Below are 20,145 nucleotides of genomic sequence, written 5' to 3'. Positions count from 1 at the left end.
ACAGTAAAGCCAACTAGAGTTAAACTGAGATAGCCAAGCAGTGTCTGCAAAATAATACCTTGGCATTCTCTTATGGTTTTGGGCTTTAGCAAAGGAGGCACTGTGCCGGAAAGCAGGGCTTTGGTGTTGGGGGGCGGTGGTGCCAGGGCGGCCTATCAGGTTGGGGTGCTCAAGGCACTGGTGCAGTTTTATCCCCGCAATCACGCCATTCCATTCAAGATTGTTTGCGGCACTTCGGCCGGAGCCATCAATGGCACCGCTATCGCCACCCATGCATCCTGTTTTCATCTGGGGCTGAGAAAGCTGGAGTGGATCTGGCGTAATATCCACACAGAGAGAGTCTACCGCGCCTCCAATACCGGCGTGCTGGCACACCTGGCCAAGATGGCCCTTCGTGGCATGCAGGGGGATCTGGTCAATACCGACGCCGGCAGTTTGCTGGACAATGAACCCTTGCGGCAACTGCTCAATGAGCTGATTAACTTCGAGCGAATCGATCGCAATATCCGCGGCGGCTCCCTGATGGCACTGAGCATAGACACCTCCTGCTACAACAGCTCCCGCTCCGTGACCTTCTTTCAGGCCCACAAGGAATTGGAAAACTGGCAAAGAGCCAGACGCAGCGGCGAGCGCACCCGGCTGCACACAGAGCACCTGATGGCCAGCTCCGCCATTCCTTTGGTGTTCCCCTCAATTAAGCTGTCCCAGTCTTACTATGGCGATGGCTCAGTGCATCAATTGGCACCACTGTCCAGCCCGATACATCTGGGCGCCAAGCGGATCATGGTGATCAACCTGGACAGCCCACACAAGAACACGCCCGTTGAACTGGATTATCATCCCAAGACGGCCACCATTGCCGGTCATCTGCTGGATACCATATTTTCCGATACCCTTAACTCAGATCTGGAGCGGCTCAGGCGCATCAACAGCACTCTGGCGCTGGTGCCGGAACAGAGCCGCCAACAGTTGGATTTGAGGCCGATTGATACCTTGGTGATTAAACCCAGTGAAGATCTCAGTGAGCTGGCCAAGCGTTACTATCAAGAGATGCCCTTCGCCATTCGCCGGCTGCTGGCTTTGATTGGTATAGACAGCCAGTCGGACACCAGTATTGTGTCTTATCTGCTGTTTGAGAACGCCTACACAGGCGCCCTGATAGATTTGGGTTATCAGGACGCCATGTGTCAGATTGATGAATTGAAAGCTTTTTTCGATATCAGTTGAGCATGGATCAGGCGAAAAAGATAAGTAAGGCCACCACCAGCAACACTGAGACCAGAGTCACAGCAAAGGTTGGTGTAGAACCTTGCTGCCGCTCATTGGCGGTCACGGTTATATTCTCAGCCCCCTGCTGTAAACCATGGGAACCGCTCTCTTGGTTGTCGACTATGGTTTGCACTATCTGGTGGCGCTGAAACGGAATAAAGGGCTGGTTCGGGTCGCCGACATAGAGACGCACTTCCCCCGCATCACTTCGGCTCACCAGCGGCGGCAGTATGGTCAGCGCATCCAACTGATAATCCAGGGTCAAATCTCTCAGTTGGACAAGTGTATAACCCAGCGCCTTGGCCTGATCCTGCAAGGCGGTCGACATCTCGTAGCTGGCCAGCTCGGCATCGAGAATTACCAGCTTACCGGGTTTGCCTTCGGCGTGTTGCCACAGACAGTCGGCCAGCCAGATCCCCTTGAGTGAGGCGTGACGGGCAAACAGTGCTTCCACCAGTTCCCAGGCGTCGGCCTCTCCGGTGAGCCAAGGGCTGATTTCCACATTGTTGACCCGCAGCACGCAGTCTTCACCATTGAGGCGCGCCGCCATATAGCTCAGGTAGGCTTGCTGATCTTCCAGCGGCAGCACGAGTTTGCCCGCCAGATCCAGCAACAGCACTTCATTGATATGAGCGGTCAGAATAAGCCGTTGCCAATGAATGGGTTTGAGATAGTAATCATCCGGTTGTTTAAGATTCTCTGCAAGCACCCGACTCGCCTCAGGCTCATCCATCATGGGAAGGTAGGCATAACAATGACTGGCCTGTTCATTGCCATCGATATTCACCGGCAGGATCAGCGGCACATCGCCATCACGGCAAAACAGCAGCTGCTGGGTAGAAGTCAAAATCTCAAACAGTTCCTCGAACGAGATATCGAGGCCATGATTACTGTCATGGGTCACGGTTGCCAACTCCTTGTAAGTCACTCGGGTTTGCGCTTATTCAGGAAAAGTCGCTGCAACATGCAGCCAAGCTGTCCTTCCCGGCATTCAGCTCCACAAAGGTCGCAGAGTACCCCATTTAAAGTGCAAATAAAACCAACGCCAGCGGCCGGGTAATCAGCCTTGAAGCAAAATAACTTCGGCTTTCTCCACCCTTCTGGGCTTGCCGCGAATAAGCAAGGTATCACCGGCGCGAAACTGCCAATCTTCATCCGGCGGCTCGTACTCCCTGCCGCCGCGGCGCACTGCTCTCAGTTCCACCCTGAGCTGTTGCCAGGGGATCTCGGCACTGAATTTCCCCACGGCGCTGGCGCCTCTTGGCAAAGCCACTGCATGCAGTAGCTCGAGAGAGAAGTCGGCTTCCTCACCGGAAAAGAAACCGTGCAGATACTGATAGTGATTGCGCCGCTCCGACTCCAGCCGTTTGAGGATCCGCGACAAAGGGACCCCTGACTGATACAACACCTGAGATACCAGCATCAAGCTGCCTTCCAGAGTTTCCGGAATAACCTGACTGGCACCGGCCTGCTCCAGTTGCTCAAGCTCGCTGTCATCCCGGGTGCGCACCATGATCCGCGCTTCGGGTGCCAATTGCCGGCACAGCACCAAGGCCTCTTCCAACTGCGGCTGCTCACAAAAGGTCAGCACTATGCTCTTGGCGTGGCGCACATTGGCTTGTTTGAGCAAACTGCGCTTACAAGCATCGCCGAAATACACAGGCTCACCGGCCCGGCGCGCCTCGGCAACCCGGGAGGGATCCCGGTCGAGGGCAATAAAAGGGATAGCTTCGGCCTTGAGAAACCGCCCTATGGTCTGCCCAACCCGGCCATAACCCAGCAGCAGAACCAGATCTTGCTGGGGATCCAAAGGCGGCAGGTTTTCTGCCGGTTCCGGCCTGGGTTTAAGGCCCTGCAACAGCCTGGCTATGTCTATGCTATGACGCACCAATGCCGGTGCCAGCGCCATCGACAGTACGGCCACCATCACCAAAGTGTTACTGACACTGGGCGCCAACAATTGATAACTCACTGCCAGTGCCAGCACCACGAATGAAAACTCTCCCACCTGTGCCAGGCTGAGGCCGGTAGACATGGCTACCCGAAAAGGCTCTTTAACCAACCTCAGCAAAGCAAAGACAATAACTGTCTTACCGACTATAACAGCCAACAGCAACAGCAAGATTTGCCACCAATAGGCCAATACCAGACTGAAGTCGAGCAACATACCAATAGAGATAAAGAACAGTCCCATCAAGAGGTCCCGAAACGGGCGAATATCCGCCTCCAGCTGGCGCCGGTACTGACTCTCCCCCAGAAGCATCCCGGCCATAAAGGCCCCCAATGCCATGGACAACCCCAACCATTGGGTAAAGGCACCGGTCAAGAGCGCGACTACCAGAGTCGACAACACAAACAGCTCGTTGGAGCGGGAACGGGCAACTTCATCAAACAGTTTGGGCAGGGCCCACTTACCAAAGGCCATCAACACAATAAAGGCCAGGACCCCCTTCCCCAGCGCAGTCCCAAGCTGCAGGACAGTCAAAGACTCGCTGCCATCGGCCAGCAAAGGCAGCAGAATAAGCAAGGGCACTACAGCTAAGTCCTGGAACAGCAACACACTGACCGACAGTTCGCCATGGCGGCGCTTGAGCCAGCCCTTGTCGTTAAGCAGTTTCAGCACTATGGCGGTGGAAGACAAAGCCGTCACTGAACCTATCACCAGCGCCTGAGTCACGTCGCTGATAAAGAGTAATCCGGCCCCCATGGCCAGCAAGGTGGTCAATACCACCTGAGCGCTGCCGAGGCCAAATACAGTGCGGCGCATGGCCCAGAGCCTGGGGACGGAAAATTCCAGTCCCAGGGTAAACATCAGCAGTACCACCCCAAGTTCGGCTACCGATTGCATCTGGTGCTGCGAGAACCAGTTGAATCCCGAGGGGCCACTGATAACCCCGGTCAACAGATAAGCAAGAATAGCAGGTAAGCCTACGCGCCTGAGCAAAGCTATCGCCGTTATGGCGATAACCAGCATCAGAAGGATCTGGATAAAGAATCCATGTTCCATGCACACTCCCCCGCTATCAATGGTTCAGTTCATTATTCTGTCAGTGTCAAATACTTGTCACCCCAATATACTTAGCACTACAAAGCTTAACTCAATGAGATCTCGATACAAATTAGCCCAAGGTCGACCAGGCACGAATCTTGCAGATTAACTATAGAAAAAGGTTCTGCCTTATTGGAGTATTTATGATGGACTTTGGTCTGGCAACAGAGTTTTACCCTGAAGACTATCAGTATCTGTCTGATCAACCTCAGGCTATCCACCCCAGAATGGATCTGCTACAGGCGGTTCAACGGTTACACGCAAGTCTCGATCCGCGGACAGTATTTGCCTGCTATGGCAAACTGTTACAACAATATTTGCCGGTACAGGGAGTGCAGTTACAAGTTCAAGGACATCAATTTCATTGGGGACGCACCTCTCAGAGCACAGTAAGCAGAGAACTGGTCAGTAAACTGGGTACCGCCAAGTTACTCTACCGGCTGCAAAGAGTATTGAGCCCAGTAGAACAGGCGGAACTTGAGCAGATTGAGATTTTGCTGTCGCAGCCACTGTTCAACGCTATCGCCTATTCGCAGATGTCAGAGCAGGCGATGTTTGACTCACTGACCGGACTTGGCAACCGCCACTATTTCGGTCAGTGTATCCGCACCTCGCTCGCAAGAGCCGGACGAGCCCACAGCCCAATATCTCTGGCGGTGCTTGACCTGGATAATTTCAAGCAGCTCAACGACAGTCTCGGGCACAAGTTCGGCGACAGAGTGCTGACTCAGTTTGGCAAGCTGCTTAAGCGTGGCATCCGTAATGCCGACCAGGCTTTTCGCATAGGCGGCGATGAGTTTGTGGTGTTGGTGGAAGGCGATCTGGAGTCGGCGGTGCGCATGAGCGAACGCTTGCTCGAAATGCTCACCAAGGAGCCGCTGTTTCAGCGCCACGGCATAGCCAGCAGCATAGGTATCGCCGTCTGGAGCGCTGGAATAAATCAGGATCAACTGTTTGAACAGGCCGACCGCGCGCTTTATCGCGCCAAGGCCACCGGCCGTAATAGATATTGTGTCGCGACCCGCGACTGAGACAGTCGGCGATTGTGACTAGCCCGCGATCGAGACTATAAGTCGCGGCGCTGTGCCCCTCGATTTGCCCCTCGACCAAGAGGACTCTCTTGGTTTTCATATCAACCGCGCGGATTTGGTACTCAAATCCATCTGGGGCTCGCGCTCATAAGCGTATTCGCTAATGGCGAGTATTCGCCCTCAGCCACGTTATTTGCACCAACGGCTGTCGGCGACATCGAGGGGGATTGGTGCAATTCTGTTAGCACTGAGTAGCTTGAAACATCTGAAGTGCTTGCAGCGAGTCACAGGATCGCCTGTGCATAAGGCAGTTCTCTAACATCCTGTTCTTCACTGCATTCGGGCTTCCTGCCCATCCCTGCGGCAGGTAATGGGACACATCCGTCGCCGGAGGCCCTGCCAATACTAATTAGCGACTTTTAGCTGGAAGCTATGATAGCCGCTGTGCCAGCGGCCTAAAGTCGTGGAGCTTCGCCCCACACCCGACCAAGAAGGGATCAACAGCAATCCCCTCTTGGATCTCCCTTGCCGCCCCACACGGTGTCGAAAACCCCTCGGCCTAATGGCGCAAATAACTACCGCTTCAGACGCTCATCCCTGATTCGACTGGCGCTGCTTCGGCATCCATGCCTCAGCCACGTTATTTGCGCCAACGGCTGTCGGCGACACCGAGGGGGGACTGGTGCAATTCTGTGAGAACTAACTTGTTTGAAGCTACCTATATGCCCACAGAAATACGCCCATATTCTAGGCACAGGCGGAACTGTGACCGTCGAAAACAGGGACGTTTTCGTCGAGCGCCCAGGGAGGGGTTCACAGCGAGTCACAGGATCGCCTGTGCGAGAGCGCACCGCAGGTGATGAGCTACAGTTTAGCTGGCAGCTAAACGCAAGTTTATTGGTGAGTTCTGGCTTAAAGCCATGATAGCCGCTGTACCAGCGGCTTTCGGCGACACCGAAGGGGAGCTGGTGCAATTCTGTTAGCGCTGAGTAGCTGGAAACATTTGAGAGTTCTGCAGACATACACCTCATTTCCAGGCACAGGCGGAACTGTGACCTTCCGAGCCAGGGATGGCGAGGCAGAGCTTACAAGGACGTACTTGCAGCGAGTCACAGGATCGCCTGTGCGAGAGCGCACCGCAGGTGATTGACTACACCGTGGCCGGAAGCTCGGCCAATACTAACTTAGGAACTTTTAGCTGGAAGCTATATTAGCCGCTGTGCCAGCGGCCTAAAGTCGCGGAGCTTCGCCCCACACTNTCGGCCAATACTAACTTAGGAACTTTTAGCTGGAAGCTATATTAGCCGCTGTGCCAGCGGCCTAAAGTCGTGGAGCTTCGCCCCACACTCGAGGAAAGGGGGCTGTATCGACTCGCCCCCTTTCCAAACCCCCAGCGACCCGCGACGCAGCGGAAAACCCCTTGTGCTTATGATGCCAATTCGCTATCGCGCCAGACGCTCAGAGTCACATCCATGTGACTCTGGCCCAGCTCAACATCCTGTTTCGCGCTCGTTAGCTCGTCGCTAAGCGACACTCGCCCCTGATTAACTGGCGCAGAATGGGCAAGGAGTCCCAATGCCGTGAAGGGCAGGACGCCCGTGAACGGCCATGCCTCGCTACGCGATTGTCATCGACGCTCTGCGGCCGCTTCGAGCGGGAGTTGCTGCAATTCTGTGAGAATGGAGTAGCTTGAAATATCTGAAGTGCTTGCAGAAATGCAGCTCATTTTCAGGCTCTGGTTCTAGTTCTGGTGGGACTATGACTGTCGAAAAAGGGAAGAATGCAAACACCCAGTCAATTCTGCTTCAAAAACACCTCAAATCAGGGTTTTGTTGCCTTTGTCAAAACTTGACCTTTGGCTAATTGTTTTCACATTCAATGCAAGCTATTGTATAACTAATTCAATAGCTTGGCTTTAGCACTTCCTTAAGCTTAAGGTCAGAAACAGCACTTTTCCGTTTTCAGCGGAATGCAGGGACGAACAGAGTTTGGACCCGTACGGTAGCCATGGCTTTACTTAACGTTTTTTGTAAGACCTGGGTTTTAGGGCCCTTATTTGCAGGGCTTGAAGCGCTCATGGTAAGTGCCTAAGAACTGATTTTCTATACAGTATTATTGACGTTCTAGGAAAAATGCCGGAAATTTGCAGCTAAGTTTGCGCGTTATTTCTGTAACATTTTAGAAAATACTATTAAATTCATAACGTTAAAAAATACAGCTGGTAGATAATAGGTTTGGAAACCGCGCATGCGCGTTTAGCTGCAAGGGATATTAGGACTAAACTCTATTATATCCAGCTAATACAAACAGATAGCGGTGCGCGTTTACACTCCTCTGAGGACTAAAACGCGCATGCGCACTATACAGCTGTTATACGAATAGAGGTAGTCTATGAGTTTTCTGATCTATTTAGATCAAAATACTTTGAGTAACTTACGTCAACGTAAGCTGAAAGAGTCTAAGAACGAGTTGTTTGAGTTGCTTAAATATGTATTAGGAACTGAACAAGTAACGGTTGTATATTCTCACGTCACCTTAGATGAAATTCTACAAATATCAAGAACTGAATATCAACAGGAACATCTCGATGTCTTGATCGAGTTACAAGCAAAATATATTGAACCTTTGAACCGGAGCTTAAGTTCTCAATCTCCCGAAGTAGTTTGGCGAGCACATATTGACAATAAACAATCGAATATTGATTTGGGCATCACTAATCTAATGGAAGTGAGCCAGTTATCTTCTCGCAAATTGTCTGGACTTCCTATCGATGAAAGCTTCGCTGATATCAATGAAAAAGTTAAATCGAGTTTGGATACGCTACTTAGTAACTGTGAAAATCAGCTTGCATCAATTGATATCGAGAGCTTAGACGAACCTTTCAAAAGTTACTTTTCTAATATGCAGGGTCAAATGGACCAACTCAGAGTTAAAGCTGCTACATTACAGGCACCAGCTATTGCAAGTGATCAGCAACTTGGACCACAGCCTTTCAGAGATATTCCTGAAGTTAAAGCATTGGAGCTAAAGGCTCTAAACGTTGATAGTGTTGTAAGTGCGATAGAAGCGACATTTAAAGTTGAGAACAGTAACTTCAATTTGGCTGACTATTTCGAGGATACTCCTCAAACTGCTGTTGCACGAGCGTATAGTTTAATGAATTGGGCGGGTTACTACGCAGACGATTTCACTAAATCAAAAAAGGGCAAAGATCGCTTCAATGCTTCTCACAATGATATGCAGCATGCTGTATCTGCTTTAGGTGCAAGCTTCCTTATCTCTGATGACAAAAACTTCGTCAAAAAAGCCAAGGCATGTTATGCATATGTGGGCTCTTCAACAGTTGTATGCGAACCAAAGGGATTCATCGATCAATATTGCAAATTCGTATAACAAACTGTTTAAGAGTGATTCGCAACGCGTGGCATTTTTACTATGCGTTAGTTTTAGTGGTTAAGGCGGTATGCGGCGGCTTAGGTATTGCGTTGCTCACACCTTAACAGGGCGTTATAAGCCGTGGGAGGTGCAAGTTGAATAAAGTGCTCATAGGGAAAATTAATGCGGGCAGCGTGTTTATTTCTTGGTTCGGCTTGCTATGTTTTTTCATCTGGTTGACTTATGCATTAATCACAGATGACAGCACCTACGACTATACCGTTTTACTTACAATAGGACTCACCGTTGTATTCGGTCTGGTTCATTTCGTTACAGCTTTTTGGGTACGCTGCCCACACTGTAATAAGTGTTTAACCATTCAGGGATTTAAAGAGCCACATCCAGATTCTAGTGGTGATTGGGGTGCAGTCGTGTTCAAGTGGTTTAGTGGTCGCGTGGTTTGTATTCACTGTGGTAAAACGGTGGATACAAATGGCTTATAACAAGTTAAAGCATCGGAAAACCACTCGCTACGCTCGCGTTTTCCGCTGTTCAATGCGTTATGAGAAAACCATGAATAGATTACTTGCCATATTTCTACTTCCGATAGCTCTGTCTTCACTCGCATCGCCAGGTATTACTGAGCAAGAAATCACGTATAAGAACTCAAGGGATCTAGGTTTCGCTGTAACAGTTGAAGTTACCTCAGAGGCAACATCTATCAAGTTGATTGGTCCCAAAAGCATTAACGGCAACTGTACTCCCGCGCGTAGTGGTAATGCACTGATGTCCGCAGCTGGCGAAGAGTTAATGGTCTATCAAACCAACTTACAACCTGGAGATTCGGTGCCAGTGGCATTTGGGTACTTTACTCAAAAAAATACAAATATGAGTGTTTGGCTAGATTACTTCTGTCCGCCTGGTCAAGAGCTTGAAAGCCGTAGGTTTGTCATTCCTTCGGTAGCAAAGTATCTCATAACAAGTCAATCAACTTCGCGCCTGACGGCGCCGGACAGCCTGCGCTACGCTTCGGCTGCCGGTTATTGAGGCGTTAAGTATCACAAACTAGTTCGGAGTAATGGATTGAAATCACGTGACTTGCACACAACACCTGTTCTGATTGTGACTAATTACACAATAACACCAGATCCGTCTGGAAAGTTTTTACATAAATTCACTCCAGAAAACACACCAACAACATATCAATTTCTAGCAAACAAAGAAGCGGTATTAGAAGCTGGTGAGCGCTACAACGTTGGCTACGAAGTAGTCGCGGGTATCAATTGGGTTGATATTTCAGCAACCGCAAAAGCTGATGAAGTGAATCCATCTGTGAGTCATTACTTTGCAAGAACTCTTGGTGAACAACTGCGAAAAGTAGAGACAGAGAAATCTGACACGAGGGTATCGCATAGCGCAAATGATGGTCATTATTTGGGTAAAAAATATGCTTGGCGTATTTACGGTATGTCTGTAGCTCGAGATACTTTTGATGATTATCTTGAAGCAATAAAACACCCTAAAGTTAATTGCTTCACTGAAGGATCTCCGTCAATAGCGTATAAAGATGTAGGTATCGATGTTGCTATGGATAATTTAATTAAATCCTGCATTAAAGTCGGCAAAGCAGGGAACAGATTTTCATCTTATTTGCTGCCAGCGAAGAGGTGGTTTCAAGTTAAAGGGTTAACTGCAATTACGGATAAAAAGTGATACTTAACAATCCTCGTCATTCGGGGCCTACGGCCCCTGCGACGCTCACAAGTTCGCGCGCATGCGCGGGGCGTTATGTTTCCAATTGAAAAACTGCGTAATACTACTTGAGTGCTGTTTTTATATCCAGTATTGTTAGTGTTTTCCATAGTTTGAGCATGTGCGTAAATGAGAATAATAATTGATGGTTGTAACTTCAATTTGGATAGTGTTTCAAGTTTATCTAGAAACAAGAATTTAGGAGTTTATTCGTTACAAGGGGTAGATGACAACTTAGCTAAGTTCGCCAGTGATTCGATAGAAAACAAGGCGTATTTCGATATTGAAGTTTTAGACAAAGATCGTTCAGTGCTAGTTGGTGAACACTGCTTTTTCAACAATCTTAATGTTTTCAATAAAACATTAAAACTGACGGTCAACTGGGTAGAACACTCACTTTTTGACTAAGTCGATAGCGAAACATACAAGCATTCAAGCTGATTCGCAACGCTCGGCGCTTTCGGTTATAAGCACACTCGCCACCGGAGAGCATTCGCCCTCAGCCACGTTATTTGTGCCAACGGCTCTCGGCGACACCTAGGGGCAATTGGTGCAATTCTGTAATAATAGCGTTGCTTGAAATTGCTTATATACCCTAAGACATACACCTATTCCCAGGCACAGGCGGAACTGTGACCGTCGAAAACAGTGACGTTTTCGTCGAGGCTACAAGGATGTATTCACGCCGTGTCACAGGATCGTCTGTGCGAGAGCGCACCGCAGGTGATTGACCGCTGCTTAACCACGTTATTTTCGCCAACGGCTGTCGGCGACACCGAGGGGAATTATGGGTTCACAACAACTTCCCTGTTTAACGGCCAGCTCGTCATCCATGACTCGCGCTCGAAAGCATGTTGCTACGCGACTCTCGCCATGTCACAGGATCGCCTGTGCGAAAGGGCCGTTCTCGGACGTCCTGTCCTTCACGGCATTCGGGCTTCCTGCCCATCCGCACCGCTGGTAATGGGCTACAACTTAGCTAGCCGCTAGGAGCAAGTTCATTGGTGAGTTTTGGCTTAAAGCCATAATAGCCGCAGTGCCAGCGGCGTAAAGTCGTGGTGTTCCACACCACACCGGGCAAGGGGCTTTGCTTATCCAAAGCCCCTTGCATCCCCAAGGACACCCCGACGTAGCCGAAATCCCCACTGGCTTATAAAGCAAATTGGCTACACTCAGGACTCGCCAAATGCATCCATGCATAACGGCCAGCTCGCCTTCCTTGGCTCGCGCTCATAAACTTGTTGCTTCGCAACATTCACCTTGCTCGACCTTCGAGCCTCGACATCCCTGTCTCGGCTACGCCGATTTGCAACAACGCCAACGGCGGCTCCGAAGGGGAGCTGGTGCAATTCTGTTAGCGCTGAGTAGCTGGAAACATTTGAGAGTTCTGCAGACATACACCTCATTTCCAGGCACAGGCGGAACTGTGACCGTCGAAAACAGGGACGTTTTCGTCGAGCGCCCAGGGAGGGGTTCACAGCATGTCACAGGATCGCCTGTGCGAAAGGGCCGTTCTCGGACGTCCTGTCCTTCACGGCATTCGGGCTTCCTGCCCATCCGCACCGCTGGTAATGGGCTACAACTTAGCTAGCCGCTAGGAGCAAGTTCATTGGTGAGTTTTGGCTTAAAGCCATAATAGCCGCAGTGCCAGCGGCGTAAAGTCGTGGTGTTCCACACCACACCGGGCAAGGGGCTTTGCTTATCCAAAGCCCCTTGCATCCCCAAGGACACCCCGACGTAGCCGAAATCCCCACTGGCTTATAAAGCAAATTGGCTACACTCAGGACTCGCCAAATGCATCCATGCATAACGGCCAGCTCGCCTTCCTTGGCTCGCGCTCATAAACTTGTTGCTTCGCAACATTCACCTTGCTCGACCTTCGAGCCTCGACATCCCTGTCTCGGCTACGCCGATTTGCAACAACGCCAACGGCGGCTCCGAAGGGGAGCTGGTGCAATTCTGTTAGCGCTGAGTAGCTGGAAACATTTGAGAGTTCTGCAGACATACACCTCATTTCCAGGCACAGGCGGAACTGTGACCGTCGAAAACAGGGACGTTTTCGTCGAGCGCCCAGGGAGGGGTTCACAGCGAGTCACAGGATCGCCTGTGCGAAAGGGCCGTTCTCGGACGTCCTGTCCTTCACGGCATTCGGGCTTCCTGCCCATCCGCACCGCAGGTGATGGGCTGCAACTTAGCTGGCAGCTAAAACCAGGTTTATTAGTGAGATTTGGTTCAAAGCCATAATAGCCGCGGTACCAGCGGCTCTCGGCGACACCGAGGGGGGAATTAGTGCAATTCTGTGAGAATGGAGTAACTTGAAACATCTGAAGTGTCTGCAGACATACACCTATTTCCAAGCACAGGTGGAACTGTGACCTTCCGAGCCAGGGATGGCGAGGCAGAGCTTACAAGGACGTACTAGCAGCGAGTCACAGGATCGCCTGTGCGAGAGCTCACCGCTGGTGATAGGCTACAACTTATCTAGCCGCTAGGACCAAGTTCATTGATGAGTTTTGGCTCAAAGCCATGTTAGCCGCTGTGCCCAAACTATTGGCGCTAAGGGGTTGCTTCAGCAACCAGTTTCAACACGATTCCGGGTTCAGAGCCAGATGCCAGTGCGCTACGCTCGACAAAACCACCGGCCAGCGCCAGCAGTCGGCCATTTTGCATCAGCAGTGGCACTCTGTCTCTGAGCCAGGGCGGTACCCCGAGTTCATGCCAGAGTTTCTTGAGCTCTCGCCTCTTGTCTCTATTGTGAGGCTGACAGCGGTAACTGCCCTTGAGCCCCAAGACCAATTCAGGCGCAGCAGCGGTATCTGATGGCTGAACTTTTGCCCCTGGTGACGCCGATAGTGACGCCAGTTGCAGTGCCGGTAATGATGCCATTAGCGAAGCCAGTTGTGGGGCCATTACTTGAGCCAGCGCCACCCTGGGCCCTGAGTCAGCCAATGTCAGCTCCAGGCGCTGCCAGGGGGAGGTGAGCCCAACACTCAGACTCTGCCCTTGGCTCAATGCTTGCAGCTGCTTTTGGCTCAGGGTCAGTTTCGAGAGTCTTGCAGCCACATCTTCAGCCGAACCTGCGCTATCAAGTAATTGGAATGCTGCCCCTGGCAGAGGCGCCATGGCATAGATCTGTTGCCCATAACGCCTGAGGAGCAATCCTTTAAAGCTAAGCTCAAGCTGAGCATCCTCCCTGGCATCAAGTAGCTGCGCCAAGGCTTGCTGCAACTGCACCTGCGCCGGTAAGGGCAAGCGCTGCATCTGAATAAACTGCCGCAGCAACTGCGCCTGCCACTGGGGTGACAACACTTTGAGCCCGGCGCTATCCAGCACCCTAACGCCGCTGAAGCGGCAACGGCCGAGCAAGGGCTGCAACTTTTCGGCGCTGACTTCATCGAGCAGCAACTGCTGCTCGGCGCACAGGGCGGCGCTGCGTGAGGCCGTAGTGGCAATCGAAGGCCAGCGCTGCTTGAGTACTGGGATCACCTCGGCGCGCAGGAAGTTGCGGTCATACTGGGTGTCCTGATTACTCTCATCATTGATATAGGGCAGCTCGAGACTCGCCACCGCCTGCTCTATCTGAGCCCGGCTGCTGTCCAGCATGGGCCGTAATTGCCAGCATGGTGCACTTTCTGCCCTGGATGTCTGAGCCAAGGAACTTTCTGCCTTAGATATCAGAGCCAAGTGCTGAGCTTGCCCCATGGCCGCCAGTCCCTTGGGGCCCTGACCGCGCTTGAGTGCCAGCAGCAGCGTCTCCAACTGATCGTCCTGATGATGGGCCGTCAGCAGAATATCGCCGGGATTGAGCAGCTCGGCAATCGCCTGATAGCGAGCGCGCCGCGCCTCGGCCTCGATACTGACGCGCGGGCCGAGCTCAAGTTGCACCTTCCGAAGAACAAAATTCAGGCCATAATGCTCGGCTCTTTGGCGACAATGGGCCGCCCAGGCATCGGCATTACAGCTAAGGCCATGGTGTACGTGCACCAGGGAGATTTGATAAGGCGTCTTGGGGTGAGTCTCGCCAAAGCGCGCCAAGGTATAGGCCAGCAGCTCTGAGTCCATACCGCCGCTGTAACCCAGCCAGAGGTGGTTGTCAGCCGTGGCGCCGATTTTATCCAGCAGCGCCGTTAACTTGAGTACCAGGGTATCAACCAGAGTGTGGGGCATTAGAAGAGGATCCTGACCTTATCTGTGCCGAGCATAGCTTCCAGTGCCATCATGAGTTCATCACTGGGGTTTACCCGCCAGTCGTCACTCAAACGGAACTGTCCCTTGGCCTGGGCCTGACGATAGTTAATCGCCACAGGCACAGAGCCGCCGCGCCAGGGCGAGAGAGTCTCATAAAACTGTGTCAGCCATTCCGGGCTCAATATTGCCGCATCGAGATCCAGTTCCACCGCCGCGGCAAAGTGGCTGCGGGCTTCGCCCATATCTATAATGTTGCGCGCCGTCATCCGGTTACCGCCGGAGAAGTCATCGAAGCTCACTTCACCTTCACAGATGAGGATCCTGTCTTTCTCCAGCAGGTGATTGAATTTCTCGAAGGCCTCGGTAAACAGCATCACTTCCAGACGGGCACTCTTGTCGTCCAATGTCAGCAGCCCCATCTTGGAGCCTCGCTTGGTCAGCATCACCCGGGTGGCGACCACCAATCCGGCGGCCTTGACCGTCTTGCCCCTGTCTGTGGGGTGAATATCCTTGAGCCGCCCGGAGGTGTAGTGCCTGAGCTCTTTGAGATATTGGTTGATGGGATGACCTGTGAGGTAAAGCCCCAGGGTCTCACGCTCCCCTTCCAACCAGACCTTGTCCGGCCAACGCGGACAGTCGACAAACTGTTGTTTGCTGTCCTCTGGGTCGTCGTTGAGCAGACCGAACATGTCGCACTGGCCTATGGCTTCGGCCTTGGCGTGCTGATCGGCGGCGCGTATCGCCTCCGGCAAGGTAGCCATCATGGAAGCCCGGTGTGGCCCCAGATTGTCCATGGCGCCGGCATTGATCAGCTTTTCAATCACCCGGCGGTTGAGTTTTTTCAAATCCACCCGGGCGCAGAAGTCGAACAAGTCTTTGAACGGCCCACCCTTGCGGGCTTCCAGAATCGATTCGACCGGCCCCTCGCCCACTCCCTTGATGGCGCCTATACCATAGACGATATTGAGCTCTTCATCGACGGTAAACTTGAACAGGCCCTTGTTGACATCCGGCGGAATAAGCTTGAGTCCCATGCGCTCACACTCATCCACCAGGGTCACTATCTTGTCTGTGTTGTCCATATCGGCGGACATTACCGCCGCCATAAATTCAGACGGATAGTGGGTCTTGAGCCAGAGTGTCTGGTAGGACACCAGTGCGTAGGCGGCCGAGTGCGATTTGTTGAAGCCGTAACCGGCGAATTTCTCCACCAGATCGAAGATCTTCATCGCCAGTTCGCCATCGACGCCGTTTTTTATCGCCCCGGCTTCAAAACCGGCACGCTGCTTGGCCATCTCTTCCGGTTTTTTCTTACCCATAGCCCGGCGCAGCATGTCCGCGCCGCCCAGGGTATAACCCGCCAGCGTCTGGGCAATCTGCATCACCTGTTCCTGATAGAGGATGATGCCGTAGGTAGGATCCAAAATCGGTTTAAGGCTCTCGTGTTGCCACTTCTCATCCGGGTAGGAGATGGCCTCGTGGCCGTGCTTACGCTCGATAAAGTTATCTACCATCCCCGACTGCAAGGGACCTGGGCGGAACAGGGCTACCAGAGCGATCATATCTTCAAAGCAGTCGGGCTGCAGACGTTTGATAAGATCTTTCATGCCGCGGGATTCCAGCTGGAATACCGCTGTGGTTTCGTAGCGTTTAAGTACCCCGAAGGACTTGGCATCGTTCAGCGGAATGGCGGCAATATCGACCGGCGGCTTGCCGAGCTTGGCGAGCCTTGGGTTAATCATCCCCAGCGCCCAGTCGATAATGGTCAGGGTTCTGAGACCCAGGAAGTCAAATTTCACCAGACCGGCGGTTTCCACGTCGTTCTTGTCGAACTGGGTCACCGGGTTTTTGCCTTCGGCGTCGCAATAAAGCGGCGAGAAGTCGGTGATCTTGGTCGGCGCAATCACCACGCCCCCGGCGTGCTTACCCGCGTTACGGGTCACCCCCTCAAGCTTGCGGCACATGTCGATAAGGTCTTTGACATCCTCATCGGCCTCATAGGCTTCAGGCAGCGCCGGCTCGACCTCAAACGCCTTGGCCAACGTCATCCCGGGCTCGGCCGGGATCATCTTGGAAATTCTGTCGACAAAACCATAAGGGTGCCCCAGCACCCGGCCCACGTCACGCACTACCGCCTTGGCGGCCATGGTACCGAAGGTGATGATCTGCGATACCGCGTCCCGGCCATAGAGTTCGGCCACGTGATCGATAACCTCGTCGCGCCTGTCCATACAGAAGTCGACGTCGAAGTCGGGCATCGACACCCGCTCGGGGTTAAGAAAACGTTCGAACAGCAGGTCAAATTCCAGCGGGTCCAGGTCAGTGATCTTAAGCGCATAGGCCACCAGGGAGCCGGCACCCGAACCCCGCCCCGGGCCCACGGGGATACCGTTGTCCTTACCCCACTGGATAAACTCCATCACGATAAGGAAGTAGCCGGGGAAGCCCATCTGGTTGATAACCTTGAGCTCAATATCCAGACGCTCGTCATACTCACCGCGCTTTTCCGCCCGCTCTTGTGGATCCGGAAACAGGAACTCGAGACGTTCTTCCAGCCCCTCTTTGGAGCGCATCACCAGATAGTCCGCAGTAGACAGCTCACCCGTGGGGAAGTTGGGCAAGAAGTACTCGCCAAGCCGCACGGTAACGTTACAGCGCTTGGCGATCTCCACCGTGTTTTGCAGCGCTTCCGGAATGTCGGCAAACAGCTCGCACATCTCAGCTTCAGTCTTGAGATACTGCTGCTCGCTGTATTTCTTGGGTCTACGGGGGTCAGCCAATGTGTAGCCATCGTGGATAGCCACCCGGATTTCATGGGCCTCGAACTCTTCCGGGGTCATGAACACCACCTGGTTGGTGGCAACCACAGGCAGGCCTGTGTTGGCAGCATGTTCCACCGCCATGTGCAGGTAGCGCTCTTCATCCGGGCGCCCGGTGCGGATCAGTTCAATAAAGTAACGGTCGTTGAAGTACTGCTTATAGAAATCGGTCAGTTCCTGGGCCTGGTTCTGGTTGCCCTTGAGCAGCGCCTTACCCAAGTCCCCTTCCCTTGCGCCGGAGAGCAGCAAAATACCGGCGCCGTGCTCCAGCAGCCACTGCTGATCGATAGCGACTCTGTCACGCACCTGACCGCGCAGATAGGCCTTGGAGATCAGTTGAGTCAGGTTCTGGTAGCCATCGTTATCCATAGCCAGCACGGTAAGCGCGCAAAACTCATCTTCAAAGCCGGGCACCAACATCCAGAAGTCGGCCCCTATGATGGGTTTTATCCCGGCGCCATGGCAGCCACCGTAGAATTTCACCAGACCACAGAGGTTGTTCTGATCCGTCAGCGCCACTGCCGCCATGCCCTCATCGGCCACCTTGGCCAGAATGGGCTTGACCTTGGCCAGACCATCGGTCATGGAAAAGTCTGAGTGAACACGTAGATGGACGAAACGGGGCTGTGACATGAAAATCCGATTACTCTGACAAGCTGAAAATCAATAGGCAAAGATAACACGCCGGGAGAGGTTCACCAAAGTTAAAACCGGCCATTTAACCTTGCTGTTGATAGAAGCGCCAATTAACCGAGAAATGACGCTCGGCTCAGATTCGCTTTTCACCGACATACCAACAAAAAGATGTAACAGCAAAAAATGACAGGGCAGCAGCGGCTGCCCTTTGGGTTGCATCTTTAGGTTTCAGAACGGCTTATGAATGCTGCTCCAGCCATTCGCGTACCGGCCTGAAGCTGCGTCTGTGTTCAGGCAAGACACCGTGTTGACTCAAGGCTTCGAAATGCGCCTTGGTGGGATAGCCCTTATGGGCGGCAAAACCATACTCAGGGTGGCGGAGGTCAAGCTCGGCCATCTCCCGGTCGCGGGTGACCTTGGCTATGATAGAGGCGGCGCTGATGGCCGGGATCAAGCCATCGCCCTTAACCACTGCGGCCGAAGACAGGCCAAAATCCGGGGTCCGATTGCCGTCTACCAAGACTTTTTCGGGACGCACCTTCAAGCCCGCAACGGCGCGCTGCATCGCCAACATGGTGGCATGCAATATGTTGAGCTCATCGATTTCCGCCGGGCTGGCTCGACCGACTGAGACCGCCAGCGCCTTGGCCAGAATCTCTTCATAGAGGGCATCGCGTTTCCTTTCGCTGAGCTTCTTGGAATCATTGAGACCGGTGACGGGATTGGCGGGATCCAGGATCACCGCGGCCGTGACCACATCGCCGACCAAGGGGCCACGCCCCACTTCATCTACCCCGGCGACCAGCCCCTGGCACAACAGCTGCGCTTCGGCCTCCGAGAGTTGCTTATAGACTGTCATCTTTCCTCGGCTTTTTTATCCAGCAATGCCACAACCGCCTGGGCCGCCTTCTCACTGGCGTTGCAGGCCAGCAGGCTGTGCAACTTAGTAAACTCGGCCAGCAGCGGCCGGTTATCTTTATCCAGCAATTTACCCACCTCTTCGGCTATCCGCTCGGCAGTGCAATCATCTTGGATAAGCTCTGCCACCAACTCTCTTCCGGCCAACAAATTGGGCAAAGAGAAGTGGTTTATCTGCATCATCCGCTTGGCAATACGGTAAGTGATAGGGCTGACCCGATAGCCGACCACCATAGGGCGCTTGACCAACATGGCTTCCAGCGTGGCGGTGCCCGATGCCAGCAAGATGGCATCGCTGGCGGCCATCACTTCCCGCGAGCGCCCTTCCGTCATATGAATTTCCAGATCCGGCGCATAGGTTTCCAGCGCGGCAAGAAACTGCTGGCGGCGTTTTTCATTCACCAAGGGGGTAATAAACTTGAGATCCGGATAGCGCTGTTTCAGCAGCCTGGCCGCCTCCACAAAGGGCTGGGCCAACATCTTCAACTCGCCACCACGAGAACCCGGCAGGATGGCCAAATATTCAGCCTCGACTTTCAAGCCGAGTGCTTCTCTGGCAAGACGCTTGTCATTCTCCATCGGGATCTCATCGGCCAAAGTGTGGCCGACAAAGGTACAAGGCACCTGATGCTTGTCGTAGAAGGCTTTTTCAAACGGCAGCAGTGACAACACCATATTGGTGGCGCGGGCGATTTTGAAGATCCGCTTAGGACGCCAGGCCCAAACCGACGGGCTGACATAATGCACCGTCTTGATCCCACGCGCCTTGAGCTTGAGCTCCAGGCCGATATTGAAGTCCGGGGCATCTATGCCGATAAAGCAATCCGGCTGCAGCGCGGTTATCTGTTTGACCAGACTCGAGCGTATCTTCAACAATCTCGGTAGACGGGAAAGCACCTCGGCAATTCCCATCACGGCCAACTCTTCCATGACAAACAGCGACTCGAATCCGAGCGCCTCCATGCGAGGGCCTCCTATACCGATAAAACGGGCGTCCGGATAGCGCTGTTGCAATGCTCTCATCAGGCCGGCACCTAAAATATCGCCGGAGATTTCTCCGGCGACCATTGCAAAGACTAACTTTCTATTTTGTGTCATTCGTTCTCAC

Annotated in this window: 12 protein-coding genes; 6 read left to right on the top strand and 6 right to left on the bottom strand. The window is 52.8% G+C overall.

The genetic code is table 11. The features are described 5' to 3' along the window. Positions 1–102 precede the first annotated feature (102 nt). Positions 103–1,227 (top strand): patatin-like phospholipase family protein, encoded by a 1,125-nt coding sequence (locus tag CX650_RS14035; protein ID WP_101096170.1) that lies wholly within the window; start codon positions 103–105, stop codon positions 1,225–1,227. A gap of 7 nt (positions 1,228–1,234) precedes the next feature. On the opposite strand, the gene CX650_RS14030 is transcribed toward CX650_RS14035, so the two are convergent. Both CX650_RS14030 and CX650_RS14025 read right to left on the bottom strand, forming a co-directional pair. Next, on the bottom strand, positions 1,235–2,173 hold the full coding sequence (locus tag CX650_RS14030; RefSeq protein ID WP_101096151.1) for a hypothetical protein: 939 nt from the start codon (positions 2,171–2,173) through the stop codon (positions 1,235–1,237). A 156-nt stretch (positions 2,174–2,329) separates the two neighbouring features. Next, a complete protein-coding gene (locus CX650_RS14025; protein ID WP_101096150.1) occupies positions 2,330–4,276 on the bottom strand; it encodes a monovalent cation:proton antiporter family protein in 1,947 nt (648 codons plus the stop codon). Between the two features lie 185 nt (positions 4,277–4,461). On the opposite strand from CX650_RS14025, the gene dgcS reads away from it, so the two are divergent. The 5 genes from dgcS (at position 4,462) to CX650_RS14000 (ending at position 10,437) form a co-directional block, all read left to right on the top strand. Beyond that, on the top strand, positions 4,462–5,349 hold the full coding sequence (gene dgcS, locus CX650_RS14020) for a diguanylate cyclase DgcS (protein ID WP_308427926.1): 888 nt from the start codon (positions 4,462–4,464) through the stop codon (positions 5,347–5,349). Positions 5,350–7,740: 2,391 nt separating this feature from the next. Continuing rightward, positions 7,741–8,742 (top strand): hypothetical protein, encoded by a 1,002-nt coding sequence (locus CX650_RS14015; RefSeq protein WP_038896420.1) that lies wholly within the window; start codon positions 7,741–7,743, stop codon positions 8,740–8,742. A gap of 137 nt (positions 8,743–8,879) precedes the next feature. Next, on the top strand, positions 8,880–9,227 hold the full coding sequence (locus CX650_RS20075; protein ID WP_146226014.1) for a hypothetical protein: 348 nt from the start codon (positions 8,880–8,882) through the stop codon (positions 9,225–9,227). Beyond that, positions 9,217–9,771 carry a hypothetical protein gene (locus tag CX650_RS14005; RefSeq protein WP_157823031.1) on the top strand — a complete coding sequence of 185 codons (555 nt, stop codon included), beginning with the start codon at positions 9,217–9,219 and terminating at the stop codon, positions 9,769–9,771. The genes CX650_RS20075 and CX650_RS14005 overlap by 11 nt, the downstream gene beginning before the upstream one ends. A gap of 36 nt (positions 9,772–9,807) precedes the next feature. After that, positions 9,808–10,437, top strand: a complete 630-nt coding sequence (locus CX650_RS14000) for a hypothetical protein (RefSeq protein WP_101096148.1) — start codon at positions 9,808–9,810, stop codon at positions 10,435–10,437. 2,595 nt (positions 10,438–13,032) lie between these two features. Here the strand turns inward: CX650_RS14000 and tilS are convergent. From tilS to lpxB, 4 genes are all read right to left on the bottom strand, one after another. After that, a complete protein-coding gene (gene tilS / locus CX650_RS13990; protein WP_101096146.1) occupies positions 13,033–14,643 on the bottom strand; it encodes a tRNA lysidine(34) synthetase TilS in 1,611 nt (536 codons plus the stop codon). Then, positions 14,643–18,116, bottom strand: a complete 3,474-nt coding sequence (gene dnaE / locus CX650_RS13985) for a DNA polymerase III subunit alpha (protein ID WP_101096145.1) — start codon at positions 18,114–18,116, stop codon at positions 14,643–14,645. Before dnaE ends, tilS begins: the two co-directional genes overlap by 1 nt. A gap of 241 nt (positions 18,117–18,357) precedes the next feature. Beyond that, entirely contained in the window at positions 18,358–18,978 is a 621-nt protein-coding gene (gene rnhB / locus CX650_RS13975) for a ribonuclease HII (protein WP_039034784.1), read from the bottom strand. Continuing rightward, positions 18,975–20,135: a lipid-A-disaccharide synthase gene (gene lpxB, locus CX650_RS13970; protein WP_101096144.1), complete on the bottom strand. Its 1,161-nt coding sequence runs from the start codon at positions 20,133–20,135 to the stop codon at positions 18,975–18,977. The genes rnhB and lpxB overlap by 4 nt, the downstream gene beginning before the upstream one ends. Between the last annotated feature and the right edge of the window lie 10 nt (positions 20,136–20,145).

Origin of the sequence: Shewanella indica (assembly GCF_002836975.1) — a bacterium.
Lineage (GTDB): Bacteria > Pseudomonadota > Gammaproteobacteria > Enterobacterales > Shewanellaceae > Shewanella > Shewanella indica.
The sequence above is the reverse complement of the archived record's forward strand: the minus strand, read 5'-3'. Positions and strand labels throughout refer to the sequence as shown.